27 protein-coding genes are annotated in these 21,541 nt (G+C 62.2%); 16 read left to right on the top strand and 11 right to left on the bottom strand.

Annotation, left to right across the window (positions count from 1 at the left end; genetic code table 11):
- Nucleotides 1-132: 132 nt before the first annotated feature.
- Complete coding sequence (gene rplT, locus AACH73_RS08315) at nucleotides 133-492, bottom strand: 50S ribosomal protein L20 (protein ID WP_272741422.1); 360 nt, start codon at nucleotides 490-492, stop codon at nucleotides 133-135.
- Nucleotides 493-505: 13 nt separating this feature from the next.
- Nucleotides 506-703 carry a 50S ribosomal protein L35 gene (gene rpmI / locus AACH73_RS08310; protein WP_013479283.1) on the bottom strand — a complete coding sequence of 66 codons (198 nt, stop codon included), beginning with the start codon at nucleotides 701-703 and terminating at the stop codon, nucleotides 506-508.
- 160 nt (nucleotides 704-863) lie between these two features.
- Here rpmI and AACH73_RS08305 point away from each other — a divergent pair, with 160 nt between their 5' ends.
- A complete protein-coding gene (locus AACH73_RS08305; RefSeq protein WP_338734546.1) occupies nucleotides 864-1,340 on the top strand; it encodes a GFA family protein in 477 nt (158 codons plus the stop codon).
- Here AACH73_RS08305 and AACH73_RS08300 read toward each other — a convergent pair.
- Nucleotides 1,331-1,930: a glycoside hydrolase family 19 protein gene (locus AACH73_RS08300; RefSeq protein ID WP_338734545.1), complete on the bottom strand. Its 600-nt coding sequence runs from the start codon at nucleotides 1,928-1,930 to the stop codon at nucleotides 1,331-1,333. The two genes, AACH73_RS08305 and AACH73_RS08300, sit on opposite strands and share 10 nt — an antisense overlap.
- A gap of 167 nt (nucleotides 1,931-2,097) precedes the next feature.
- Here AACH73_RS08300 and AACH73_RS08295 point away from each other — a divergent pair, with 167 nt between their 5' ends.
- The 3 genes from AACH73_RS08295 to AACH73_RS08285 are packed head-to-tail and all read left to right on the top strand — an operon-like array spanning nucleotide 2,098 to nucleotide 5,556.
- Nucleotides 2,098-3,252 (top strand): putative peptidoglycan glycosyltransferase FtsW, encoded by a 1,155-nt coding sequence (locus AACH73_RS08295; protein WP_272741419.1) that lies wholly within the window; start codon nucleotides 2,098-2,100, stop codon nucleotides 3,250-3,252.
- A 48-nt stretch (nucleotides 3,253-3,300) separates the two neighbouring features.
- Nucleotides 3,301-4,437 (top strand): undecaprenyldiphospho-muramoylpentapeptide beta-N-acetylglucosaminyltransferase, encoded by a 1,137-nt coding sequence (murG, locus tag AACH73_RS08290; protein WP_338734544.1) that lies wholly within the window; start codon nucleotides 3,301-3,303, stop codon nucleotides 4,435-4,437.
- Nucleotides 4,438-4,497: 60 nt separating this feature from the next.
- The gene (locus AACH73_RS08285; protein WP_272741417.1) at nucleotides 4,498-5,556 is read left to right on the top strand and encodes an AI-2E family transporter; all 1,059 of its coding nucleotides are present in this window, start codon (nucleotides 4,498-4,500) and stop codon (nucleotides 5,554-5,556) included.
- Here the strand turns inward: AACH73_RS08285 and AACH73_RS08280 are convergent.
- Together AACH73_RS08280 and AACH73_RS08275 are read right to left on the bottom strand one after the other, a co-directional pair.
- Entirely contained in the window at nucleotides 5,553-5,843 is a 291-nt protein-coding gene (locus tag AACH73_RS08280) for a type II toxin-antitoxin system RelE/ParE family toxin (protein ID WP_338734543.1), read from the bottom strand. The two genes, AACH73_RS08285 and AACH73_RS08280, sit on opposite strands and share 4 nt — an antisense overlap.
- Entirely contained in the window at nucleotides 5,836-6,099 is a 264-nt protein-coding gene (locus tag AACH73_RS08275; protein ID WP_272741415.1) for a type II toxin-antitoxin system ParD family antitoxin, read from the bottom strand. Before AACH73_RS08275 ends, AACH73_RS08280 begins: the two co-directional genes overlap by 8 nt.
- Nucleotides 6,100-6,343: 244 nt before the next feature.
- Here AACH73_RS08275 and murC point away from each other — a divergent pair, with 244 nt between their 5' ends.
- From murC to AACH73_RS08240, 7 genes are all read left to right on the top strand, one after another.
- Nucleotides 6,344-7,771, top strand: a complete 1,428-nt coding sequence (murC, locus tag AACH73_RS08270) for a UDP-N-acetylmuramate--L-alanine ligase (RefSeq protein ID WP_272741414.1) — start codon at nucleotides 6,344-6,346, stop codon at nucleotides 7,769-7,771.
- Between the two features lie 6 nt (nucleotides 7,772-7,777).
- Nucleotides 7,778-8,206 carry a DUF4375 domain-containing protein gene (locus AACH73_RS08265; protein ID WP_338734541.1) on the top strand — a complete coding sequence of 143 codons (429 nt, stop codon included), beginning with the start codon at nucleotides 7,778-7,780 and terminating at the stop codon, nucleotides 8,204-8,206.
- Nucleotides 8,207-8,232: 26 nt separating this feature from the next.
- Nucleotides 8,233-9,159 carry a UDP-N-acetylmuramate dehydrogenase gene (gene murB / locus AACH73_RS08260; RefSeq protein ID WP_338734540.1) on the top strand — a complete coding sequence of 309 codons (927 nt, stop codon included), beginning with the start codon at nucleotides 8,233-8,235 and terminating at the stop codon, nucleotides 9,157-9,159.
- Between the two features lie 34 nt (nucleotides 9,160-9,193).
- Complete coding sequence (locus tag AACH73_RS08255) at nucleotides 9,194-10,063, top strand: NAD(P)-dependent oxidoreductase (protein ID WP_272741411.1); 870 nt, start codon at nucleotides 9,194-9,196, stop codon at nucleotides 10,061-10,063.
- A gap of 91 nt (nucleotides 10,064-10,154) precedes the next feature.
- The gene (locus tag AACH73_RS08250) at nucleotides 10,155-10,577 is read left to right on the top strand and encodes a hypothetical protein (RefSeq protein WP_272741410.1); all 423 of its coding nucleotides are present in this window, start codon (nucleotides 10,155-10,157) and stop codon (nucleotides 10,575-10,577) included.
- Between the two features lie 75 nt (nucleotides 10,578-10,652).
- Nucleotides 10,653-11,468, top strand: coding sequence for a dihydropteroate synthase (folP, locus tag AACH73_RS08245; protein ID WP_338734539.1), 816 nt, complete (start codon nucleotides 10,653-10,655; stop codon nucleotides 11,466-11,468).
- Nucleotides 11,469-11,695: 227 nt separating this feature from the next.
- Entirely contained in the window at nucleotides 11,696-11,989 is a 294-nt protein-coding gene (locus tag AACH73_RS08240) for a hypothetical protein (protein ID WP_272741408.1), read from the top strand.
- On the opposite strand, the gene AACH73_RS08235 is transcribed toward AACH73_RS08240, so the two are convergent.
- Both AACH73_RS08235 and AACH73_RS08230 read right to left on the bottom strand, forming a co-directional pair.
- Nucleotides 11,990-12,352: a hypothetical protein gene (locus AACH73_RS08235; protein ID WP_272741407.1), complete on the bottom strand. Its 363-nt coding sequence runs from the start codon at nucleotides 12,350-12,352 to the stop codon at nucleotides 11,990-11,992.
- 2 nt (nucleotides 12,353-12,354) lie between these two features.
- On the bottom strand, nucleotides 12,355-12,594 hold the full coding sequence (locus tag AACH73_RS08230) for a DUF1653 domain-containing protein (protein WP_272741406.1): 240 nt from the start codon (nucleotides 12,592-12,594) through the stop codon (nucleotides 12,355-12,357).
- Nucleotides 12,595-12,685: 91 nt separating this feature from the next.
- On the opposite strand from AACH73_RS08230, the gene thiD reads away from it, so the two are divergent.
- Nucleotides 12,686-13,465, top strand: coding sequence for a bifunctional hydroxymethylpyrimidine kinase/phosphomethylpyrimidine kinase (thiD, locus tag AACH73_RS08225; RefSeq protein ID WP_272741405.1), 780 nt, complete (start codon nucleotides 12,686-12,688; stop codon nucleotides 13,463-13,465).
- Nucleotides 13,466-13,590: 125 nt separating this feature from the next.
- On the opposite strand, the gene AACH73_RS08220 is transcribed toward thiD, so the two are convergent.
- The gene (locus AACH73_RS08220) at nucleotides 13,591-14,001 is read right to left on the bottom strand and encodes a hypothetical protein (protein ID WP_272741404.1); all 411 of its coding nucleotides are present in this window, start codon (nucleotides 13,999-14,001) and stop codon (nucleotides 13,591-13,593) included.
- A gap of 228 nt (nucleotides 14,002-14,229) precedes the next feature.
- Here AACH73_RS08220 and AACH73_RS08215 point away from each other — a divergent pair, with 228 nt between their 5' ends.
- Nucleotides 14,230-15,408, top strand: a complete 1,179-nt coding sequence (locus tag AACH73_RS08215) for a phosphoserine transaminase (protein WP_272741403.1) — start codon at nucleotides 14,230-14,232, stop codon at nucleotides 15,406-15,408.
- Between the two features lie 4 nt (nucleotides 15,409-15,412).
- Here AACH73_RS08215 and AACH73_RS08210 read toward each other — a convergent pair whose 3' ends face one another.
- Nucleotides 15,413-15,685 (bottom strand): hypothetical protein, encoded by a 273-nt coding sequence (locus AACH73_RS08210; protein WP_272741402.1) that lies wholly within the window; start codon nucleotides 15,683-15,685, stop codon nucleotides 15,413-15,415.
- A gap of 303 nt (nucleotides 15,686-15,988) precedes the next feature.
- Here AACH73_RS08210 and AACH73_RS08205 point away from each other — a divergent pair, with 303 nt between their 5' ends.
- The 3 genes from AACH73_RS08205 to AACH73_RS08195 all read left to right on the top strand — a co-directional run bounded on the left by AACH73_RS08205 (nucleotide 15,989) and on the right by AACH73_RS08195 (nucleotide 19,514).
- Nucleotides 15,989-17,278 (top strand): adenylosuccinate synthase, encoded by a 1,290-nt coding sequence (locus tag AACH73_RS08205; protein WP_272741401.1) that lies wholly within the window; start codon nucleotides 15,989-15,991, stop codon nucleotides 17,276-17,278.
- A 354-nt stretch (nucleotides 17,279-17,632) separates the two neighbouring features.
- Nucleotides 17,633-18,433, top strand: coding sequence for a response regulator (locus AACH73_RS08200; protein ID WP_272741400.1), 801 nt, complete (start codon nucleotides 17,633-17,635; stop codon nucleotides 18,431-18,433).
- 166 nt (nucleotides 18,434-18,599) lie between these two features.
- A complete protein-coding gene (locus tag AACH73_RS08195) occupies nucleotides 18,600-19,514 on the top strand; it encodes an aspartyl protease family protein (RefSeq protein ID WP_338734538.1) in 915 nt (304 codons plus the stop codon).
- A gap of 43 nt (nucleotides 19,515-19,557) precedes the next feature.
- Here AACH73_RS08195 and AACH73_RS08190 read toward each other — a convergent pair whose 3' ends face one another.
- Nucleotides 19,558-20,436, bottom strand: coding sequence for an MBL fold metallo-hydrolase (locus tag AACH73_RS08190; protein ID WP_272741398.1), 879 nt, complete (start codon nucleotides 20,434-20,436; stop codon nucleotides 19,558-19,560).
- A 114-nt stretch (nucleotides 20,437-20,550) separates the two neighbouring features.
- The gene (gene rpoH / locus AACH73_RS08185) at nucleotides 20,551-21,453 is read right to left on the bottom strand and encodes an RNA polymerase sigma factor RpoH (protein WP_338735723.1); all 903 of its coding nucleotides are present in this window, start codon (nucleotides 21,451-21,453) and stop codon (nucleotides 20,551-20,553) included.
- Nucleotides 21,454-21,541: the final 88 nt, after the last annotated feature.

The raw sequence follows: 21,541 nt of genomic DNA, 5'->3' as shown, positions 1-21,541 counted from the left end.
AGGAGAAAAACGAAAAACCCCGCGCCGTTGCTGGTGCGGGGTTTCCTTGTGTTCGGGTGTCTCTTTCAGAGACGGTCGCGCATCTGTGTCCGAAAACCGGTGACCACTTTCGGGATGCGCTCGCCAGAGAGATTACGCCGCCAGAGCAGCGCGGACCTTCTCGGCCACGGCGGTGAAGGCCGGGGCGTCGTTGGCGGCCAGAGCGGCCAGAGCCTTACGGTCCAGCTCGATCCCGGCCAGGTTCAGACCGTGGATGAACTGCGAGTAGGTGAAGCCTTCGACGCGGGCAGCCGCGTTGATGCGCTGGATCCACAGGGCGCGGAAGTTACGCTTGTTGACGCGACGGTCGCGGTAAGCGTATTGGCCGGCCTTATCGACAGCGGCCTTAGCAGTGCGGATGGTATTCTTGCGGCGGCCGTAGAAACCCTTGGCCTGCTTCAGAACTTTTTTGTGACGGGCGTGAGAAACAACGCCTCTTTTAACACGTGCCATGGTTCACGTCTCCTTAGGCGTAGGGCATGTAGGATTTGATCTTCGCGGTATCGGCGTCCGACATCACCTGCGTGCCGCGGTTCTGACGGATGTACTTGCCGTTGTGCGAGATCAGACGGTGGCGCTTGCCGGCGACGCCAGCCTTCACCTTGCCCGACGCAGTGAAGCGGAAACGCTTCTTGGCGCCCGATTTGGTCTTTAGTTTTGACATTTCATTTGCGGCGCGGGTAACGCCGTCCTCTTTATAGAGTTAGCACCCGCCAAGGCATGTCAGGGGCCCGGCAGGTCAGGAAGCGCGGGTCATTACAGGAAAAAGTCTGGTGTGACAAGCGCAGAATCCCTAAAAGCAAAAGCCTGATCAAGAGGGTGTCATGCAAACCGTCAATGTCCCGCCGTTTCCCTTGTCCGGCGGCTGCCAGTGCGGCCGGATTCGCTATCGCCTCAAGGCCATGCCTGTCGTCTTCTATCTGTGTCACTGCACCCATTGCCAGAAGCAGTCCTCTTCGGCCTATGGCGAGTCGATCCGGGTGCGCGCCGCTGATATCGAGATAGAGGGCCAGCCGAAGGGCTTTCACGTGCAGGCTGAAAGCGGCGCGCAAAAGGTCTGCGAATTCTGTCCGGACTGCGGCACACGGCTGTTTCACGGACGCCGCCCCGAGGGCGAAACCTTCAATATCAAGGGCGGTACGCTGGACGATGCGGCTTGGCTGCGTCCGGCCGGGCATATCTGGACGCGCTCCAGACAGGCCTTTGTGACGATCGGCGCGGATGAACTGAGTTTTGACAAGGGACCCGCTACCTATCAGCCCCTGATCGAACGCTGGCGGCAGATGACAGGTCAGACCTGAGACAGGGCCGCGTAAAACGCCTTTGCATACCCCGCCACGGTCTCCGCGCTTTCGCGGCCATTGATAATGGCGCGCGCCCCGGTCCAGTCGCTGCGGCGGGGCGTGAAATAGTCGCTGAGCCTTTTGCCCGTAAACAGGCCCGCGATCATGCCGGTAAAGAGAATGTTCAGCGCCACCTCCGGGTCCAGCGCCCGGTCGGGATCGCTGATCAGGTCTTCGCCGATGGCCTGACCGAAGCGCGCATAGTTGACGCGGTGGGTAATCTGTACCAGACCGCGCCCCAGCCACGACTTACCGGCCTTGTCCCGCCGCCAGTAGGGCGTCTTTACCCACGGTAGTCGCCCGGCGGCAAAGGCGCGCTCCAGTATGAGGATGGCCGCCGCATCGGACGCGGCGCCGGTTTCGCGCACGGGCTGACAGGTCCCGCCGGTCTCATGAAACGCTGTGGCCAGCATATAGGCCAGCCAGCGCGGGTCGGCGTCGGCGTGATCGCGGTTCCAGCGGGCGATCATAGCCAGGTGCCCGGTGGTACGGGCCAGTTTCGATTGCAAAGGGGCGGGCAGGGCGGTGGGGGCAAACCTAAGTGGCATGGCGGGCTCCGGCGGAAAACCCTATTGTCCGTCCGTTGCGCGCAGGGAGGATAAATGCGGCCTTTCGGGAAATCTTAACCCGGTATTAACCGCGTTTCCCGACTCTGCGGCTCAACTGTCCCGCGGGCTTGCGGGGCCTGTTTTCCCTTGCAGAACCGTACCCGCCCATGAATTCCGGCTTCGCACATCCGTTTACGCGCACCGACCGCTCGCCCTTGGCCATGTGGTGGTGGACGGTGGACAAACTGACGCTCGGCTTTGTGCTGCTGCTGATCTTCGCCGGGCTCGTCTTCTCTTTCTCGTCGTCGCCCGTGGCTGCGCCCAAGGTCGGCATTGCCAACGAGTTTTATTTCACCCAGCGCCATGTGCTGTTTGCCTTCGCCTCGGTGGCGATGATGCTCGGCATTTCGATGTTTTCGCTGAAAGGGGTGAAGCGGGCCAGCGTCGCCATCTATGGCGGGGCCATTTTCGTCATGGCCATGCTGCCGCTGATCGGCCACACCTCAAAGGGCGGACGGCGCTGGCTTGACCTCGGTTTTTTCAGTCTTCAGCCGTCGGAATTCCTCAAGCCCGCCCTGATCGTGCTGGTGTCGTGGATGTTCGCCGAAGGCCAGAAGGGCAAGGGCGTGCCGGGCGTCACCATCGCCTTTTGCCTCTATGCCCTGTGTATCGCGCTTCTGCTGATCCAGCCTGATGTGGGGCAGTCCATACTGATCACCGTGGCCTTCGGGGCCTGTTTCTATATTTCGGGCGTGCCGATGCGCTGGATCGTCGGTTTGTCAGCGGCGGGGGTGACCGGATTTGCCAGCCTCTACTTCATCCTGCCGCACTTTCGTGACCGTATTAAAGAGTTTATCGACCCGGACGGTGACCGCTTTCAGGTCGAACGCGCCGCGGCGGCCATCGCCAATGGCGGCCTGACCGGTACGGGCGTCGGCGAAGGCACCATGAAGCGCCTGATCCCCGACATGCATACCGACTTTATCTATTCCGTCGCAGCGGAAGAATACGGCCTGTGGATGTCGCTGCTGCTGATCGCCATCTTCGCCTTTGTGGTGCTGCGCGGCCTGTGGAAGGCCATGGCCATGCCCGACGCCTTTCGTCAAATCTCCACATCGGGCCTGTATATCCTGTTGGGGATGCAGGTGCTGATCAATATCAGCGTCAATCTTCAGGTCATTCCGCCCAAGGGCATGACCCTGCCGTTCATCTCCTATGGCGGGTCGTCGCTGATGGCTATGGGGCTGACCATGGGGCTGATTCTGGCCCTGACGCGCAAACGCCCGGCGGAAATCGAACCGGACGATCATACGCAGTGGTAACCAAGACCCTTGTCCCGTTTACGGGCGGGATTAAAAGAGCAAATATCTATGGCCCGTAAGAAAAAGCCCAAACCCCTGTCCGAAACGCCGCTGGCCGTGGTGGCTGCCGGGGGGACGGGCGGGCACATGTTCCCGGCCGAGGCGCTGGCGCGTGAGCTGATTGCGCGCGGCTGGCAGGTGGTGCTGGCCTCTGATGCGCGCGGGGCGGCCTATGCAGAGAAGTTCCCGGCGATAGAGCGCCTGTCGCTGGAAGCCGCGACCTTCAAGCGCGGCGATATCATCGGCATGGCCAAGGCGGCGCTGAAAATCTTTTCCGGTACGCAGCAGGCGCGCAAGGCGTTCAAGCGCCTCAAGCCCAGGGCGGTGATCGGCTTTGGCGGCTATCCCTCCTATCCGGCCCTGATGGCGGCCTTGTCGCGCAAGGACGTGACCCTGCTGCACGAACAGAATTCGGTGCTGGGGCGTTCCAATCGCCAACTGTGCGCCAGGGTCGATGCGGTGGCCTGCGCCTTTCCGGTGCTGAAAATGGCCCCGGCTGTGCTCGAAGGGCAGGTGCAGGTGGTCGGCAATCCGGTGCGCCCGGACATACGCGCGCTTTATGAGCAGCCCTATCCGTCTATCGACAAGGAGATCCGCCTTCTGATCACCGGCGGGTCGCAGGGCGCGAAAATTCTGTCGGAAACCGTGCCGCAGGCGCTGGCGCTCTTGCCGGTGTCGCTGCGCATCCATCTGCGGGTCGAACAGCAGACCCGTGCCGAGCAGATGGACTTTGCGCGCCAGACCTATGCCGAGGCCGATATCGAGGCTGAGGTGGCGCCCTTCTTTGACAATATGGCTGAGCGGCTGGGCCGCGCCCATATCGTCATCGGCCGGTCGGGCGCTTCGACCTGCTGCGAACTGGCTGTGGCGGGCAAGCCATCCCTCCTGATCCCGCTGAAAATCGCCGCCGACGATCACCAGACCCACAACGCCGACGTGCTACAGGCGGCCGGGGCCGCCGTGGTCCTGCGCGAAGACGATGTGACGGTCGAAAGCCTGAGCGAGGCCATCCGCGCCCTGATCGAAGAAGGGGCAGTGGGCCTTGAAAAACGTGCCGCCGCCGCCAAATCGGTGGCGCGGCCCGACGCGGCGCAGCAACTGGCCGATCTGGTCGAGCGCACGGTGAAGCGCAAACGGTCGGAATAATTGTTTCCTTATCTGCGAAGCCGCTAGATCAGGATGGTTTTGAGTGTGAGGGGGCGTCCCATGTTTTTTGCGCGTAACCGTCTCGATGCGGGCTTTGTCCAGAAGACGCTGTTTCTGCTGATGGTGGTGGGCTTGAGCCTTCTGGCGCTCAAGCTGATTGGCATCTGGCTTCTGGTGTTCGGTGCGGTGGTGGTGGCGACCGTTTTGCGCGCCACGGCGGAGCCTTTGGTCAAGTATCTGAAGCTCAAGGACAGCTGGGCGGTGCTGCTGGCGCTTCTGTTCCTCGTGTCGTTTCTGGCGGCGTCGGGCTGGCTGTTCGGCAGCGAGATCGTCCGTCAGACCAACAACCTGTCGCGGGAAATACCCGAAGCCTGGGCGCAGCTTCAGGTGCGCCTGCGCGCCTCCGATGTCGGGGCCACGCTGCTGGATCAGATCAACGGCTTAAGTCAGCAGGCGTCCGGCGTCCTGTCTCTGGTGCCCAAGATCGCGGGGGAAATCGCCTCATCGGTCGCCAACCTGCTCGTGGTGGTCGTGGCGGGCATCTTCATGGCCATGCAGCCGCGCAGCTACCGCGATGGGGTGGTGCGCCTGTTCCCCCGGTCGCAAAAGGACCGCGTGCGGGACGGTCTCAATCTGAGCGGCAAGGCGCTGCGTCTGTGGCTTTTGGGACAGTTGTTTTCGATGGTGCTGGTCGGGTCACTGACGGCCATCGGGCTCAGCATTGCGGGCGTGCCTTCGGCGGGGGCGCTGGGGCTGATGTCCGGTTTGGCGCAGTTTGTGCCGATCGTCGGGCCGGTGGTCTCGGCGGGGCCGGGCCTGCTGCTGGCCGCCTCAGAGAATATGACGACCTTTGTGGCGGCGCTCGTCATCTATGTCGGCGTGTCGCAGCTTGAGTCGAACATCATCACGCCGATGGTGCAAAAGCACGTCGCGGCCGTGCCGACCGTCATTACGCTGTTTGCTGTTCTGGGGTTCGGCTCGCTCTTAGGGCCGCTGGGGGTGCTGTTTGCGACGCCGCTGACCGTCGTGGCCCACACGCTTGTGATGAAGTTCTATGTCGGCGAAGTGCTGGGCGATCACGGGGCCGAGGCCGAGGTGTCGGGCGAGGCGGAAACCTAAAGATGACGCAGCGGGTCCTGCGAGTAGTGCAGGATGCGCAGGATATAGATGATATCTCCGGCCTGCCGGTAATAGATCATGTGCGACCCTTCGCGGAAGCAGCGCACGCTCTGACGAATGTCTTCACAGGTCCGCCCCATGGCTGGATACTGACCCAGAAGGTGGAAGGCCTCGATAAAGGCATTCTGATAATCGTAAGCCAGCTGAGCGCCAAAAACGTCCATCGTGTAGTCCGCGATGTCCATCAGGTCGCGTCGGGCCTCGACGCTGAGGCGGTAATCAGCCATGTTTTCTGAGCTCCAGCCGTTTCAGGTAACGCTTTTCCGCTTCCGCCCAGATATCTTCGACGCGGTCTTCGACAAAGCCGCTCGCTTCGGCCTTGTCCAGCATATCGCGCAGGCGGTCTTCGGCGGCTTGTTTTTCCTCATCGCGGCGCACCAGATCGCGGAAATATTCGCTGACATTGTTATAGTCGCCCTGTTCGACGCGGCGCTGAACGGTTTGCGCCATACGGTCGGTCATGGAGATGGAGAATTTGGCCATGGGATGCTCCTGTGTTTCCTCCAAAATAGCATCAAATCCGATCTGTTCCTATCTGATCCGACGGAATTAGGGCTTAAAAATCCTCCGTGACACCTGTGTCGCCGTGTTTTAGAGCGTATTTCGTCGAAATAGCGCTCTAACGTTTTGGTTGGTCGCGCATTTGAGTCCGAAAACCGTTGCACACTTTTCGGAATGCGCTCTAAAGCAGAACACCTTTCATCTTACCCCACGAGTCCATGCCTCCATGATTGCCCCTGCCAAGCTTCGTCCCACGCCCTTCGATCTCGGTCCCGTGCACTTTGTCGGCATCGGCGGCATCGGCATGAGCGGCATCGCCGAGATCATGATAAAGATCGGCTACAAGGTGCAGGGCTCGGACGCCAAGGCCTCGGCCAATACCGAGCGTCTGCAAAAGCTGGGGGCCAAAATCTTTATCGGCCACGAAGCGGCGCATGTCAGCGACGACGTGTCGGCGCTGGTTTATTCGACGGCGGTTAAACACGACAATCCCGAAATGGTCGCCGCACGGTCGCGCCGCATACCGCTGGTGCGGCGCGCCGAAATGCTGGCCGAGCTGATGCGCCTGCAGTTTTCCATCGCGGTTGGCGGCACGCACGGCAAGACGACGACGACCTCGATGGTGGCGGCGCTGCTCGACGCCGGCGGGTTGGACCCCACCGTGGTCAATGGCGGCATTATCAACGCCTATGGCACCAATGCCAAGGTCGGCGACGGCGACTGGATCGTGGTTGAGGCCGATGAGTCCGACGGCTCCTTCCTCCGCCTGAAATCGACCCTCGCCATCGTCACCAATATCGACGCCGAACACCTCGACCACTGGGGCGATTTCGAAGCTGTGAAGAAGGGGTTTGTCGATTTCGTCGAAAACATCCCCTTCTATGGCTTTGCCGCCGTTTGCGTCGATCACCCGGAAGTACTGGCCCTGACCGCCAAGGTCGAAAACCGCCGCCTGATCCCCTATGGCGTCTCGCCGCAGGCCGAGGTGCGCTGCACCAATATCGACTTCGGCCCGGAAGGCGCGACCTTCGACGTGGTCTTTTCGCCGGTGGGTGTTGAGCCCTTCACTTGGGCGGGTCTGAAACTGCCCATGACCGGCAACCACAATGTGTCGAACGCCACGGCGGCCATCGCCATCGCCCGCGAACTGGGCGTCTCTGAGGCCGATGTGCGCAAGGGGCTGGGTGCCTTTGGCGGCGTCAAGCGCCGCTTCACCACCACCGGTATCGTTAACGGCGTGCGCATCATCGACGATTACGGCCACCACCCGGTCGAAATCGCCGCCGTGCTCAAGGCCGCGCGTCAGGTGACACAAGGCAAGGTCATCGCCGTGGTGCAGCCGCACCGCTATACCCGTCTGCGCGATCTGATGACCGAGTTTTCGACCTGCTTCCACGACGCCGACAAGGTGATCGTCGCCGACGTCTATTCAGCAGGTGAAGCGCCGATCGAGGGCGTCAGCAAGGACGCACTGGTCGAAGCCCTGCACCGTCACGGCCACCGCAATGCCGTAGGCCTCGACGGCCCGGCGGCGCTGGCCGGCCTTGTGGCCGCTGAGGCGAAGGCCGGGGATCTGGTCGTCTGCTTGGGGGCGGGCGATATCACGCAGTGGGCCTATGCGCTTCCGGCGCAGTTGGAAGGGCTGACGGGGTAAAGACGCATGACGGGATATTGGAGACTTATAGAACCTTACTGGGAAAATGTAAGCATTTACGACGGCTATGATGTTTTCCGGAAGGCTTTCGATACTCTTCCTGAAAGTTCTCAGCATTTATTCGCCGCACATTGGGCTCAAAGTGAAATATATAATGGTGGGTTTGATCAGTTTTTCGACAATTCCACCGGGGTATTGGCATTAGAAGCGATTGAGCGCTTCAAAGCTTTAGGGATGCCAAAAATCGCAGCCTTGCTGAAGCATTCGGTTGATAGGCTCGGTGAAACCTACCCTCATGACCGGGAAGAGCGTCAGGAGAAGCTTGAGTCGTTGAGCGAAGGTTTTGAAGATGGGTTGTTTTTCGACCTGATAGATACAGAAGCGGGTGGATTAAAAATTGCTGCGGACCTCTACGCAAGTAAAGTCCTCAATTAACGACAATCTATTCGAAAGGCCCTAACTTGACGTCTTCTTCCACTATCTGGACCGACACTCTACCCGCCGTGCGCGGCAAGATCGTAAAGCAGGCCGAACTGGCCCCGTTTACGTGGTTCCGCGTTGGCGGCCCGGCGGATGTGCTGTACATCCCGGCTGATCCGGAAGACCTGAGCGATTTCCTGCGTCAGTTGGACCCGTCTGTGCCTGTCACCTATATCGGCGTGGGGTCCAATCTGATTGTGCGCGACGGCGGAATCGAAGGCGTCGTCATCCGCCTAGCCGGTAAGGCCTTCTCTGACATTCAGATAGACATAGAAAACAATCTGATCATTGCGGGGCCGGGCGCGCTCGACAGCGCTGTGGCGCGGGCCGCGGCCAAGGCCGGTCTGGCAGGTCTGGAGTTTTATGCGGGGATTCCCGGTACCATTGGCGGCGCTCTGACGATGAATGCGGGGTGTTATGGCCGCGAAACCAAGGATGTACTGGTTTCGGCCTGGGGCTATGACCGCACGGGTGAGATACGAACCTTCACTAACGAAGACTTTGGCTTCAGCTATCGCCACTCGGACATCAGTCCGGATATTGTCTGGATACAGGCGGTGTTTCAGGGCACGCCTGACGATCCGGCGGCCATCGCCGAACGCATGGACGCCATCACCGCGCGCCGCGAAACCTCCCAACCGATCCGCGAAAAGACCGGCGGTTCGACCTTTAAAAATCCGGAAGGCCATTCGGCGTGGAAGCTGGTCGATGAAGCGGGCTGGCGCGGCAAGCGCTTTGGCGGCGCCAAGTTCTCTGAGTTGCATGCCAACTTCATGATCAATGCCGACAATGCCACGGCGGCCGACCTCGAAGGCTTAGGCGATACGGTGCGCGCCGAGGTCAAGCAAAAGTTCGGCATCGACCTGCACTGGGAAATCAAGCGCATCGGCAGACCGGCGCAGGGTTAGGTCCGTCAATTCGGCGCATACAGAGGAGGCCGCCATGAAGATCGGTTTTATCGGTTTGGGCAATATGGGGGCGGCCATTGCGCCCAATCTGGTCAAGGCCGGGCATGAGGTCGCGGTGTGGAACCGTTCGCCGGAAAAGGCCGATTCGCTCGTTGCCATAGGTGCCCGGCGAGCCGCCACGCCTTACGAGGCCGGTCAGGCCGAGGCGGTCTTCACCATGCTGGCCGATGATGCCGCTGTCGAAAGCGTTTTGGAGTCTCTTTTGTCGGGCCTGCCGGCTGGCGGCCTCCACATTTCGCTCAGCACCATCAGCGTCGCGCTCGCCGACAGGCTGAGCGAAGCCCATGCGGCAAGAGGCCAGCATTTCGTCTCCGCCCCGGTGTTTGGTCGCCCACCGGTGGCCGCCGAAGGCAAGCTGTTTATCGCCGCTGCGGGCAGCGAAGCGGCCCTGGCTAGGGCCCTGCCATTGCTGGAGATCATCGGTCAGACCGTGCGGGTCTTTGGCGACACGCCGTCTGCGGCCAATCTGGTCAAGCTGACGGGTAACTTCCTGATCGTCAACGTGACGGAAGCGCTGGGCGAAGCCATGGCGCTGGTGGCCAAGGGCGGCGTCGATAAGGCCGACCTGCTTGAGTTTCTGACCTCGACCCTGTTCAGTGCGCCGATCTACAGAAACTATGGTGCCCTGATCGTGGCGGAAAGGTTTGAGCCCGCCGGTTTTGCGGCGGGGCTGGCGGCCAAGGATATGCGGCTCGCGGCGGAGGCGGCGCAGGCTCTGGAAGTGCCGATGCCGCTGAATGCATTATTGCGCGAGCGCCTGAGCCGTCTGGTCGAAGGCGGCGAAGGTCATCTCGATCTGACGGCCTTGTCCTTGCTCGCGATGCGGGACGCTCACCTGAAATAAGCGCTTGCCAGCCAGCTCATAAAAGTGTCGCGTTCTCGTGAAAGTTTGTGCGTTTAGTACCGCGTGTTCTCGCACTCATTAGGACGCTTCCATGAAAAAGCTCGTTATCGTCGCCGCCCTGTGCGGTCTGTTTGCCGCCCCGGCCTTTGCGCAGGCGGACAAGACCGAATGCCCCAGCGGCCATGTGGTCATCTACCGCGTCTCCAAGATCAAGCCGGGCGGCACCGTCGAAGGCTTCAGGCAAGCCGTCGCCGATAACCTCGCCTGGTACCGCAGCCACGGCCTGACCTCGAACATTCAGGTCGGCGGCACGGTGATGGTCATGGACCCCGCGACGCGCAAGGCCAGCCTGTCGCCGGATCAGGTGGTGACCCTGCATATCGACCCGCCGTCCTTCGGGTCAAAGGCCAATCCGCCGCGCGATGCCGCCTGGGATGCCTTTGTGGCCAAGTATAACGCCAACTCGGAAATGGTCAGCCAGACCTATATCTGTCTGGACACCCCGCTGCGTTAATCAGAGTCTGGCAGACCCCGGTTGCGGCGTGCGGCAAACCTTGTCACAAGGGGGCACACCGAACGAGGATGCGCTATGGGTCTGCCTGACCATACTGCCTACCCCCTGATCATGGGCGTTATCAATGCCACGCCGGACTCGTTTTCCGACGGCGGGGCCTATGATCCGGTGGCGCAGGGCCTGCGGCTGATCGCCGAAGGGGCGGATGTGCTCGATATCGGCGGTGAGTCCACCCGACCGGGTGCCGAACCCGTGTCCGCCGCTGAAGAGATCGCCCGTGTTGTGCCGGTCATTGACGCCCTGCGTGCCCGGTGGTCCGGCCCGCTCAGCATCGACACGCTGAAACCCGAAGTGGCGCGCGCCGCCTTTGCTGCCGGGGCGACCCTGTGGAACGACGTCACGGCGCTCAGCCACAGTCCCGACAGTCTGGCGACTGCCGCCGCCTTGAAAGGTCAGGTCATCCTGATGCACATGCAGGGCGAGCCGCGCACCATGCAGGCGGCACCCCACTATGACGATGTGGTGGCGGAGGTCGAGGCGTATCTGCTGAACCGTGCCGAGGCGGCGATTGCGGCGGGCGTGGCGCGCGAAAACATCTGGCTTGATCCCGGTATCGGCTTTGGCAAGACGCTGGATCACAATCTGAGCCTGATCCGCGCAACGCGGCGTCTGGCTTCGCATGGCTTTCCGTTGCTGATGGCCGCCTCGCGCAAGCGCTTTATCGCCGCGCTGGAAGACCGCGAAGGCGCGCCCCCGTCTGACGCCACGCAGCGTATCGGCGGCACGCTGGCCATCCATCTCTATGCGGTGCAAAACGGCGCGCGCATGGTGCGTGTGCACGATGTGGCCGAGATGCGTCAGGCCCTGCGTCTGTGGGCCGCGCTCGCCTGACAGGCGAAGTCCGGTTACGCCTGCAACGGTCCTATGTCTTTGAAATGTAACACTCAGCCGCTTTCGTACAAAAAAGGCGGCCAAAGCGGCGCGAAACGACTTTACAGCCCCGCCGGGTCCGGTGTTAACCTTTCGGCGTGCGCTGCGGGATAGGTGCGCAGGGGAAAACCGGTAGAATTATGATGAAGCGGGTACTGACGAAAAAACCTCAGTTCAGCAAGACCGTAATGCCTGATCGGCAAAAGCGTAATCTGAAGTTCAGCCATGCGCCGCAGGAGGTGGAGACGGGACCGCACATCCTGACCGGACCGGTCGAGATGGAGGTGCCGGCCTATGAATGGGCGACGCCGGAAGACACCACGCCGCCCGCCGTGGTCGCGCAGCAAAGCCGCAGCCTGTTCCAATGGATCGTGGCCATCCTTCTGCCGATTCTGGGCCTGGGCGTGATCGCACTGGCCGTAGCGGCTCTGGCGCAGGCCGGGGGCTATGACGCCGACTTCATCGCCTCGCGTCTGAGATAGTCAGTTGACCTGCGCGTAAATATCGAAGGCGGCGCGGAAGTCCGGGTTACGCACCACCGTGCCGCAGGTCAGCGCATAGTCGCCCGGATCAATCAGCGTATAGGCTTCGGGCACCAGAGGCAGGAAAAACGCTTCGCCCTGACGCGCCCCGACCAGCGACAGCACCAGCCCTTCCTTGCGATTGGCGCGCACGACGCGCCCGGCGACCAGCTCAAAGCTCAGAAGTTCGTCATTCGTGCCGATCTGATTGAGGCGCACGACCAGCATCTTGCCCAGCAGAACGCGCACCAGCGGGTCCGAGGCCTCGGCAAAGGCTTCGGGGATCAGTTCGTTCCAGCGTGAGTCGTCGGTGTTTTCGTTCATGATCACAGCTTGCGAAATCGCGGCACGATCTCACCGTCACTATCGACCGATTCGCAGAACATGGCCAAAGGCCGCACCCACAGGCGGGCCGGATCGGCCTGCACGACGGGCGCATAGAGCACCAGCACCTCTTCGGTTTCGGAATGGGTCACGCTGCCGTACACCACGTAGTCCTTTCCCTTATAGTGGCGGTAAAGGCCGGTGGCGAGGGCGCTGGGGTAGTCGGTGATCGGGCGGGTCATGGAGTCATTTCCTGCGTGGGGCGCTTCCCTTAACCGTGCCGGGGGACTAAGGAAAGTTATTTCGGTCACGGGTCGATCTGAGGAGTTAGCCATGCGTCGCGTACTGATCATAGCCGGTTCTGACCCGTCGGGCGGGGCGGGGATTCAGGCCGATCTGAAGGCCGTGACCTGCCTCGGTGGCTATGCCATGACGGCGATCACCGCCCTGACCGTGCAGAATACGCTGGGCGTCACCGACGTCATGCCGGTGCCCGAAGCCCTGATCACGGCGCAGGCCGAAGCCTGCCTGAGCGATATCGGGGCCGATGCGGTGAAGACGGGGATGCTGGGGACGACGCCGGTGGTCGAAACCGTGGCGGCTCTTCTCGATAAGGCGGGGGTGTTTGCGGTGGTCGATCCGGTCATGGTGGCCAAAGGCGGGCACCCGCTGTTGCCGGAAGAGGCGATTGACGCCATCCGCACGCTGCTCATCCCGCGCGCAGGGCTTCTGACCCCCAATGCCCCGGAAGCGGCCGTGCTGACCGGTATCGAGGTGGTGGACGAAGCCTCTCAGCAGCGCGCCGGCGAAGCCCTGTTGAAGATGGGCGCCAAAGCCGTGCTGATGAAGGGCGGGCACATTGACGGTGCCGAAGTGGTCGATTGGCTGCTGTGGGAAGACGACGCGCGGCGCTACGTGTCCGAGCGTATCGAGACGCAGCATACGCATGGGACGGGCTGCACCTTGGCCAGCGCCTGCGCCGTGCTGGCGCGTCCGGAACGCTCTCTGGGCGACAGTGTGGAACTGGCGCGCGATTACGTGATGGGGGCGATTATCACCGCGCCGAATCTGGGTGGCGGGCATGGGCCGCTCAGGCACAACTGGGTGCTTTGAGCGGGTCAGATGCGTCCCCTTAGGGTATGGGGGGACAGAAGGGGACGCATCCTTAAGGGGGCAGTGTTCCCGGCTGCCCCCGACCTTCAGGCGGGGCGGTTAGATCCACCCGAACCTGAAGCCTGTTAGCGACGCCAGGCGGTGTCGCGGTCGTTGCGCTCCCAGTAGAGCTTCTGTTCGAAGCGATCGAGGCGGTAATTCAGATTGGCCATTTCCTGACGGTCGATGCCGCGGCCCGAACGTTCATACTGATAGGACAGGCGCTGGATGCCGCTCAGTTCGCCGCTGAGACGGCCGTATTCGCTGCGCGTCAGGCGGCCCGACCGGCGGCCCATGTCGAGGCGGTCTTCGAGGCGGTCGATGCGCGCATCGACGTGGTCGTCACGGCGATCGCGGATATCTTCGCGGCGATCATAGCGGTCGTAACGATCATAGCGATCGTAACGGTCGTACTGGCCGGCGGCGAAGGCCGGGGTCATGGCGGTCAGGCCGACAATAGCGACGGCCGCGGCAGCAAGGGTCTTGAGTTGGGTCATGTGGGTCTCTCCAAAGGTCTCTTGTGTCACGCCGATGTTCAGCGTTGAGACCTTTATAGGGCCCGCGACTCGAACCGGACCTGAACGGTGCGGTTCATTTTCGGTTCAGGATTTGCGCCTTCGATTTCCGCTTGCACTTGGCTGGATTTGGACGCACAAGCCGGGCGTCTGCGTATATCGCCCGGCGCGCCGACCGGAAAGACAATTACCGAAGAAGAAGGCCTGACCATGAGCGCCAAACCTGCCACCATTCCCGAACGTCCGTGGTTTTCGTCGGGTCCGACGGCCAAGCGTCCCGGCTGGACGCCCGAAGCCCTGTCGGGCGCGCCGGTAGGCCGTTCCAACCGCTCAAAAGTGACGGTGGGCCGCATCCGCCAGGCGCTCGACATGACGCGCGACATTCTGCGCATTCCTGCCGACTATCAGGTGTTCATGGTGCCGGGCTCCGACACCGGAGCGTTTGAGGCCGCCATGTGGAACCTTTTGGGGGCGCGCAAGGTGCAGCTTATGGCCTTTGAAAACTTCGGTCAGTTGTGGGCCGACGACGCCACCAAACACCTCAAACTCGATGCCGAAGTGCTGTCGGCGCCCTATGGCGAGTTGCCGGACCTGACCCGGATCGACCCGAAGGCCGATCTGGTCTTTCCTTGGAACGGCACGACCTCCGGTGTGCGGGTGCCCAACAGCGACTTCCTCAACGGTCATGCGGCTCCCGACAGCGGTCTGGTCCTGTGCGACGCCACCTCGGCGGCCTTCTGCATGGACCTGCCGTGGGAAAAGCTCGACGTCGCCACCTTCTCCTTCCAGAAGGCGTTGGGGGGCGAGGCGGGAATCGGCGTGCTGATCCTGTCGCCCAAGGCCGTGGAACGGCTCAACACGTTCGATGCGGGCCGCCCCATCCCCAAGGTGCTGCGCCTCAAAAAAGGCCATGCGGCGGATATGGCCATTCTGGGCGGCGACGCCATCAACACCTTCTCGTTTCTGGTCATCGAGGACTATCTCGATTGCTTGCGCTGGGCGCAGCGTGAAGGTGGGCTCGACGGCCTGATCCAGCGCTGCGACGAAGCGGCCGGTGCCCTGTTCGACTGGGTGGAAAAGACGCCGTGGATCGACTTCGTGGCGGTGGATCAGGCGACGCGCTCAACGACCTCGGTGTGCCTTAAATTCGTTGATCCGGCCATTCAGGCCCAGCCTGCCGAGGCGCAGGCCAAACTGGCGGCGCGCGTCGGCAGCCTGCTGGAGCTGGAAGGCGTGGCGTTTGATATCACCGGCTATCGTGCGGCCCCGCCGGGGCTGCGCGTCTGGTGCGGTTGCACGGTCGAGGCCGAGGATGTCGAAGCCCTGCTGCCGTGGCTGGAATGGGCCTATGCGGCGGCCGTGGCCGAACTGGGGCTGGTGGCCGCCTGACCGCTCAGGCTTCGGGCTTGCCGCTCTTGTCGGCCTTCGGGCCCAGATCGGTGACCGCCGTGCCGAAGACGAGCAGCATCATGCCGTAGATGATGTTGCTCGTATCCCCTGAAAACGCTTTTAGCGACAGACAGATACCGCCCAGCACCATGCCCGTCCGCAACACCCACAGGCCCTGCTTGCGGCGCGCCTGCGTGCGCCCGCTCGCGCCCCAGATCATCCCTCCCAAGCCCACCAGCACAAATAGCCCGGCCAGTATCGTCAGTAATGTCCACATGTCTGCACCCTCCTTGTGTCAAGGGAGCTTGACACGGAGCGGTGGGTTAGTCAAGCGTCCTTGACATATCGCCCGGTGTCGGCGGGGAGTCGCGAATAACCGGCGTTCGCCTCATTTTACGGGTTACGAAGCCGCCGGTTTAAGGCTATGGCCCTGCCATAGATTGTGTCAGTCGCGCATTTGCTTCCAAAAACCGCTTCACACTTTTTGGAATGCGCTCTATAGGCTGCAACCGCCTGAATTTTGAATGTAACGCACCCGGACGAAATCCTCTCCGGCGGCGTTTTGCTGCGGAGTAAGAACTTGGCCAATGTGACCGTTGTAGGCGCCCAGTGGGGCGACGAAGGCAAAGGCAAGCTGGTGGACTGGCTGTCCAATCGCGCCGATGTGGTGGTGCGCTTTCAGGGCGGTCACAACGCCGGTCACACGCTGGTGGTCGATGGCAAGGTGTATAAGCTGTCTCTGCTGCCGTCGGGCGTCGTGCAGGGCAAGCTGTCGGTCATCGGCAACGGCGTGGTCGTCGATCCGTGGGCTTTGTTCGATGAAATCGGCCGCGTCGAGGCGCAAGGGTTGAGCATCACGCCCGACCTGCTGGTGCTGGCCGACAATGCCTGCCTGATCCTGCCTATCCACCGTGAACTCGATACGGCGCGCGAAGCGGCGGCTGGCGCGGGTAAGATCGGTACCACGGGGCGCGGCATCGGCCCGGCCTATGAGGACAAGGTGGGGCGTCGCGCCATCCGCGTGGCGGACCTCGAAGACTTTGACGGCCTCGATGCCAAGATCGAGCGTCTGCTGGCCCACCACAACGCGCTGCGCAAGGGGCTTGGGCTGGCTGAGGTCGATACGGCGGCGCTGATCGCCGAACTGAAGGCCATTGCGCCGCGCCTGCTCGCCTTCGCCAAGCCCGTCTGGTACGTGCTGGACAAGGCGAAGTCGGAAGGCAAGCGCATCCTGTTTGAAGGGGCGCAGGGCGCGCTGCTCGATATCGACCACGGCACCTATCCGTTCGTCACCTCGTCCAATACGGTGGCCGGTCAGGCCGCTGCCGGTTCGGGCATGGGCCCGCGCAGCGTCGGCTATGTGCTGGGCATCCTCAAGGCCTATACGACTCGGGTTGGCTCGGGCCCGTTCCCGACCGAGTTGTTCGACGAGATCGGTGAGCGCATCTCGCGCGTTGGCCATGAGTTCGGCACGGTCACGGGCCGGGCGCGCCGCTGCGGCTGGCTGGACGCGGTGCTGGCGCGGCAATCCATCGCCATCAACGGTATCGACGGCGTGGCCCTGACCAAGCTCGACGTGCTGGATGGGATTGAGACGCTGAAAATCTGCGTCGGCTATAAGGTCGGCGACAAGGTGCTGGACTATCTGCCCGCCGGGTTCCGGGCCCAGGCGGGTATTGAGCCGGTTTATGAAGAACTGGAAGGCTGGTCGGAATCGACCCAGGGCGCGCGCTCGTGGAAGGACCTGCCGGGCAATGCCGTGAAATATGTCCGCCGCATCGAGGAACTGATCGGTGCGCCGGTGGCACTGCTTTCGACCAGTCCAGAGCGAGAGGACACCATTCTCATGCGTGATCCGTTTGCGGACTAACGGTCGAGTGGTGGCCTCCGGAAACTAAAAAACCAGCGAGAGGACACCATTCTCATGCGTGATCCGTTTGCGGACTAACGGTCGAGTGGTGGCCTCCGGAAACTAAAAAACCAGCGAGAGGACACCATTCTCATGCGTGATCCGTTCGCGGACTGAGGGCGCAGAGACGATCAGACGGGGAAGGGCGACCTTCCCCGTTTTGCATTGTAAGGTGCGCCGACTATGCGTCAGACCGTCCGGTGACAGGTTACAGCAAAGCCGAACCTGTTGCGTGCAAACGTTTTTTGCCCTGCCGTAAATCCGGTATTTACTCCTCTGCGGTAAGGTGTCTTCCGAAAACGGAGAGACAAAAGCGTGTACGGTCAGAATCCAGCCACCGCACAAAAGCTGAGGGGAACGCTCAAGCAGGTCATGCTGGTGGAGGCGAATCCCAATTATGGCCGTATGCTTTCGGACATGCTGCGCATGTTGGGCGCCGAGCAGATCACCCTTTATCGCGACCACGAAGAAGCGCTCGATAAGGCGTCGGGGGTGATGTATTCGCTGATCGTTTGTTCGCATCAGTTACCGGAATGCGACGCACTCGCTTTCACCACGGGGCTGCGCCGTTCCAATGCCTCGTGCCGCAAATCGCCGGTGATTACCATCGCTCCTGAAATCACCATGAGCCTGCTCAACGATATTCGCGACTCGGGCGCCGATGAGTTCATGCGCAAGCCCTTCACCTGGGGCGACCTGCAAAAGCGCGTCGAACACGTGGCGCTCAAGGCGCGTCCGTGGATCGAAGCCGTGGGCTATGTCGGGCCGGACCGTCGCCGCTTCAACTCTGGCGACTATACCGGGCCGCGCAAGCGCGCCTCCGACAACAAGGATCAGAAGACCGCCCATATCGAACAGGCCGTCCGCATCCTGAAGGCGGCGTTCGAGCAGTATAATTCCGACCCGCTTCAGGCCCGCCGCGCCATGTACGCGCAGCTCGAAGTGCTGGTCCCGGCGTGCAAGACGATCGCCAGTCAGGACTTCTACAACAATGTGCGCATCATCCTGAACCAGTTGCGCGAAGAATGGCCGGACCTGAACGAGATCCGTCCGGCGGTCGCCAGTCTGGCGGCCTTTATGAAGATCGAAGACCGCCGGCCGTCCAACGCCGCCTGATCCGGCCGGATGGCTTTGGCGGGCAACGTGACCTGAAGCGGATTTCGTTCAGGTTGAATCGAAATTCCGCCCTGAACTTTATTTTGTCGTGCATTTCATTCCAAAAACCGTTGCACAGTTTTCGGAATGCGCTTTAGCCTCCCGTCAACGATAGAGGGGAAAGCGCATGATTACACGTCGCGATCTATGTCTGAGCGGCGCTGCGGCGGGGTTGGGACTGTTGGCCGGTACCGCCTCGGCGCAAGCGAAGGTCATTCGCGTGCCGCTCACCCTGTCGGATTCCAAAAAACCGATTGTCGAGGTCCGGCTGAACGGTCAGGGCCCTTATCGCTTTATTCTCGATACGGGAGCCAGTCACACGGTGATCCGTGCCAGCCTGGGCAAGGAGCTGGGTCTGGTCAGCACAGGGCAGGGCCGCAGCCACAGCCTCAAAGGCACCGAATTCATGACGCGCTACGCCGTGTCCGAGGTGATGATTGGCGGGGCGCTGCGCTTGCGTGACTGGCAGGTCTTTGGGTCATCAGGCTTTGAGGCGGCCGAACACGACGGGCTGTTGTCCGCCGATCTCCTGACGCGGCTGCCGTGTCAGCTGGATCAGAGCGGCGGCGAAATCCGCTACTATCTGGGGGGAGATATGCCGCTGGAGGGCTTTGCGCCGCTCGACAGCTATTACAAGACCGATATTACGGGGAATGCCGACAAGGTACATATCCGCCTGCGCTTTGCCGGTCAGGCCCTCGACTGCCTTCTGGATACCGGGGCCAGCCGCCCCCTCTATATCCGGGGCGATTTTGTCCGCCAATATAAGCTGTGGGACGCCTATCCGGTGCTGAACGAGAGTGCCCTGACCGGGGTCAATGGGCAGCAGGTCAAGGTGCGCCACGTCGAGGTGAGGGAGGTGCAGATCGGCGGCATAGCGGTGCCCCGCATGGTGGTCGCCCTGGGTGATCCGCATGACCGGGCCGCTTTCGGGGCGGAAGGCGACCGCGCCGCGGGCATAGTCGGCGCGCCCTTCCTGAGCGGTTTCGTGCTCGCCTTTACGGCGGCGCGCACGCTTCAGGTGCGCAGCGTCGCGCTCTAGGGCGGGCCTTTGCCGCGCACGCAAAGACCCGGCGCTTAGCCGCCTATTTCAGGGGCACCCAGACGAAGCTGTCGCCCCCGTTCTTGTCTTTCGTGGCCGCCACATGGCCGATCCCCGGATAGGGGAAGTGCGGGGCGAAGATCAGGGTTTTGGACCTCGCCAGTTCGCTTAGCAGGGCGTGGCGGCTGTGTTTGGCTTCGACCTTGTCGGTATCGAACTGGATCGACCAGTCGGGTCGGGCCAGCGAGATGATCGAGCTGTGGGCCGCGTCACCTATGTCCAGCAGCCGCTCCTTGCCCGAGGTGATCTCAAAGCCGCTGTGGCCCGGCGTGTGGCCCTTGATGGCGACCGCCTTGACGTGGGCGGTGATGGCGGCACCGGGCGCGAAGGTTTCGACCTGCGGCGTGATGGCGGAAACGAGCGCGGCCTGATCGGTCTGCCCTTTCAGAAACGCCCAGTCAGCCTCAGCCATGCGGATTTTTGCCTTGGGGAAGGCGGGCTTGCCGTCCCTGACCAGACCGCCGATGTGATCGCCGTGCGGATGGGTGATCAGGACGTCGGTGATGTCCGCCGCCGCGTGGCCGCTCATGCGCAGACTGTCGCCCAGCACGCCGCCGACGCCGGTGTCGATCAGGATCAGGCGGGCGCCGTCCTTGACCAGCAGGGCATCGACACTGAGGGTGATGCTGTCGGTCGGGGCATTATTGGCCCTCAGCACCTCAGCCACGGCCTGCGGGCTGGCATCGAGGCCGAACACCTTGCCGTCATTGGGGATGACAAATTGCATGTCGCGCAGGCTATAGACCTGAATGTCGCCAATCTTATACGGCGTGGCGTCCGCCGCCGGCGGGGCAGCGGTCTGCGCGAGCGCGCTGCCGGCCAGAAGGGTGGACGCGGTCAGGAAGGCAATCAGTCGTTTCATGTCTGGTCTCCGGCATAAGCCCAAAAAATACGGCGACCGCAGGTAAAACGGCCGCCGTGTCAAAATGAAATACGTCAGAGGCGGTCGGATCGCTCACCGCGACGCGCCTCTTTTTTAACCCTCAGCCGAGGCCATCATCGCCTTTTGCAGTTTCTCGAACGCCCGCACCTCGATCTGACGCACGCGCTCACGCGACACACCGAAGCGTTCGGCCAGGTCTTCGAGGGTCGTCGGGTTTTCCTGAAGGCGGCGCGCCGTCAGGATGGCGCGTTCGCGTTCGTTCAGTTCGCCCATCGCCTCTTCGAGCAGGCTCATGCGCAGCTTGTACTCTTCGGAGTCAGCCAGCACGGTTTCCTGCGACGGCGTGGTGTCGTCGGCCAGCCAGTCCTGCCATTCCGAATCGCCCTCAGAGGCGCGCAGCGGCGCATTGAGCGACGAGTCGGGCGACGACATGCGGCGGTTCATGCTGATCACGTCGTCTTCAGAGACGCCCAGCTTGGTGGCGATCTGCGTGACCTGTTCGTGGCGCATGTCGCCCTCTTCCAAGGCGCTGATTTCGGACTTCACCTTGCGCAGGTTGAAGAACAGCTTTTTCTGCGCGGCGGTGGTGCCCATCTTGACCAGTGACCACGAACGCAGGACGTATTCCTGAATCGCCGCCTTGATCCACCACATCGCGTAGGTGGCCAGACGGAAGCCCTTGTCCGGGTCGAACTTCTTGACCGCCTGCATCAGGCCGACATTGCCTTCGGAGATCACTTCGCCGATCGGCAGGCCGTAGCCGCGATAGCCCATGGCGATCTTGGCCACCAGACGCAGGTGCGAGGTGACGAGCTTATGCGCGGCCTTGGGGTCGGCGTGTTCGGCCCAGCGCTTGGCCAGCATGAATTCCTCGTCCTTGGCCAGCATCGGGAACTTGCGGATTTCCGACAGATAGCGGTTCAGGCCGCCGTCCGGCGACAGCACGGACGGATTGGGCATGCTGAGGGCATTCGAGGTCAGCGAGCTGGTGCTCATGGTAGCGTCCCCTTCGGACCCGTCGAAGGGTCCAGAATTTGATCCTGAATTGGTGTCCGGCATCGGCGCATCCCCCTGAGACGACAGC

Origin of the sequence: Asticcacaulis sp. DW145 (assembly GCF_037101385.1) — a bacterium.
Classification (GTDB): domain Bacteria; phylum Pseudomonadota; class Alphaproteobacteria; order Caulobacterales; family Caulobacteraceae; genus Asticcacaulis; species Asticcacaulis currens.
Note: the sequence above shows the minus strand (reverse complement) of the source record. Positions and strands in the feature narration are given on the sequence as shown.

Excerpts from the sequence above, each read along its gene's own strand:
- rplT (WP_272741422.1), bottom strand. The coding sequence starts at position 492 with ATGGCACGTGTTAAAAGAGGCGTTGTTTCTCACGCCCGTCACAAAAAA.
- rpmI (WP_013479283.1), bottom strand. The coding sequence starts at position 703 with ATGTCAAAACTAAAGACCAAATCGGGCGCCAAGAAGCGTTTCCGCTTC.
- AACH73_RS08305 (WP_338734546.1), top strand. The coding sequence starts at position 864 with ATGCAAACCGTCAATGTCCCGCCGTTTCCCTTGTCCGGCGGCTGCCAG.
- AACH73_RS08300 (WP_338734545.1), bottom strand. The coding sequence starts at position 1,930 with ATGCCACTTAGGTTTGCCCCCACCGCCCTGCCCGCCCCTTTGCAATCG.
- AACH73_RS08295 (WP_272741419.1), top strand. The coding sequence starts at position 2,098 with ATGAATTCCGGCTTCGCACATCCGTTTACGCGCACCGACCGCTCGCCC.
- murG (WP_338734544.1), top strand. The coding sequence starts at position 3,301 with ATGGCCCGTAAGAAAAAGCCCAAACCCCTGTCCGAAACGCCGCTGGCC.
- AACH73_RS08285 (WP_272741417.1), top strand. The coding sequence starts at position 4,498 with ATGTTTTTTGCGCGTAACCGTCTCGATGCGGGCTTTGTCCAGAAGACG.
- AACH73_RS08280 (WP_338734543.1), bottom strand. The coding sequence starts at position 5,843 with ATGGCTGATTACCGCCTCAGCGTCGAGGCCCGACGCGACCTGATGGAC.
- AACH73_RS08275 (WP_272741415.1), bottom strand. The coding sequence starts at position 6,099 with ATGGCCAAATTCTCCATCTCCATGACCGACCGTATGGCGCAAACCGTT.
- murC (WP_272741414.1), top strand. The coding sequence starts at position 6,344 with ATGATTGCCCCTGCCAAGCTTCGTCCCACGCCCTTCGATCTCGGTCCC.
- AACH73_RS08265 (WP_338734541.1), top strand. The coding sequence starts at position 7,778 with ATGACGGGATATTGGAGACTTATAGAACCTTACTGGGAAAATGTAAGC.
- AACH73_RS08255 (WP_272741411.1), top strand. The coding sequence starts at position 9,194 with ATGAAGATCGGTTTTATCGGTTTGGGCAATATGGGGGCGGCCATTGCG.
- AACH73_RS08250 (WP_272741410.1), top strand. The coding sequence starts at position 10,155 with ATGAAAAAGCTCGTTATCGTCGCCGCCCTGTGCGGTCTGTTTGCCGCC.
- folP (WP_338734539.1), top strand. The coding sequence starts at position 10,653 with ATGGGTCTGCCTGACCATACTGCCTACCCCCTGATCATGGGCGTTATC.
- AACH73_RS08240 (WP_272741408.1), top strand. The coding sequence starts at position 11,696 with ATGCCTGATCGGCAAAAGCGTAATCTGAAGTTCAGCCATGCGCCGCAG.
- AACH73_RS08235 (WP_272741407.1), bottom strand. The coding sequence starts at position 12,352 with ATGAACGAAAACACCGACGACTCACGCTGGAACGAACTGATCCCCGAA.
- AACH73_RS08230 (WP_272741406.1), bottom strand. The coding sequence starts at position 12,594 with ATGACCCGCCCGATCACCGACTACCCCAGCGCCCTCGCCACCGGCCTT.
- thiD (WP_272741405.1), top strand. The coding sequence starts at position 12,686 with ATGCGTCGCGTACTGATCATAGCCGGTTCTGACCCGTCGGGCGGGGCG.
- AACH73_RS08220 (WP_272741404.1), bottom strand. The coding sequence starts at position 14,001 with ATGACCCAACTCAAGACCCTTGCTGCCGCGGCCGTCGCTATTGTCGGC.
- AACH73_RS08215 (WP_272741403.1), top strand. The coding sequence starts at position 14,230 with ATGAGCGCCAAACCTGCCACCATTCCCGAACGTCCGTGGTTTTCGTCG.
- AACH73_RS08210 (WP_272741402.1), bottom strand. The coding sequence starts at position 15,685 with ATGTGGACATTACTGACGATACTGGCCGGGCTATTTGTGCTGGTGGGC.
- AACH73_RS08195 (WP_338734538.1), top strand. The coding sequence starts at position 18,600 with ATGATTACACGTCGCGATCTATGTCTGAGCGGCGCTGCGGCGGGGTTG.
- AACH73_RS08190 (WP_272741398.1), bottom strand. The coding sequence starts at position 20,436 with ATGAAACGACTGATTGCCTTCCTGACCGCGTCCACCCTTCTGGCCGGC.
- rpoH (WP_338735723.1), bottom strand. The coding sequence starts at position 21,453 with ATGAGCACCAGCTCGCTGACCTCGAATGCCCTCAGCATGCCCAATCCG.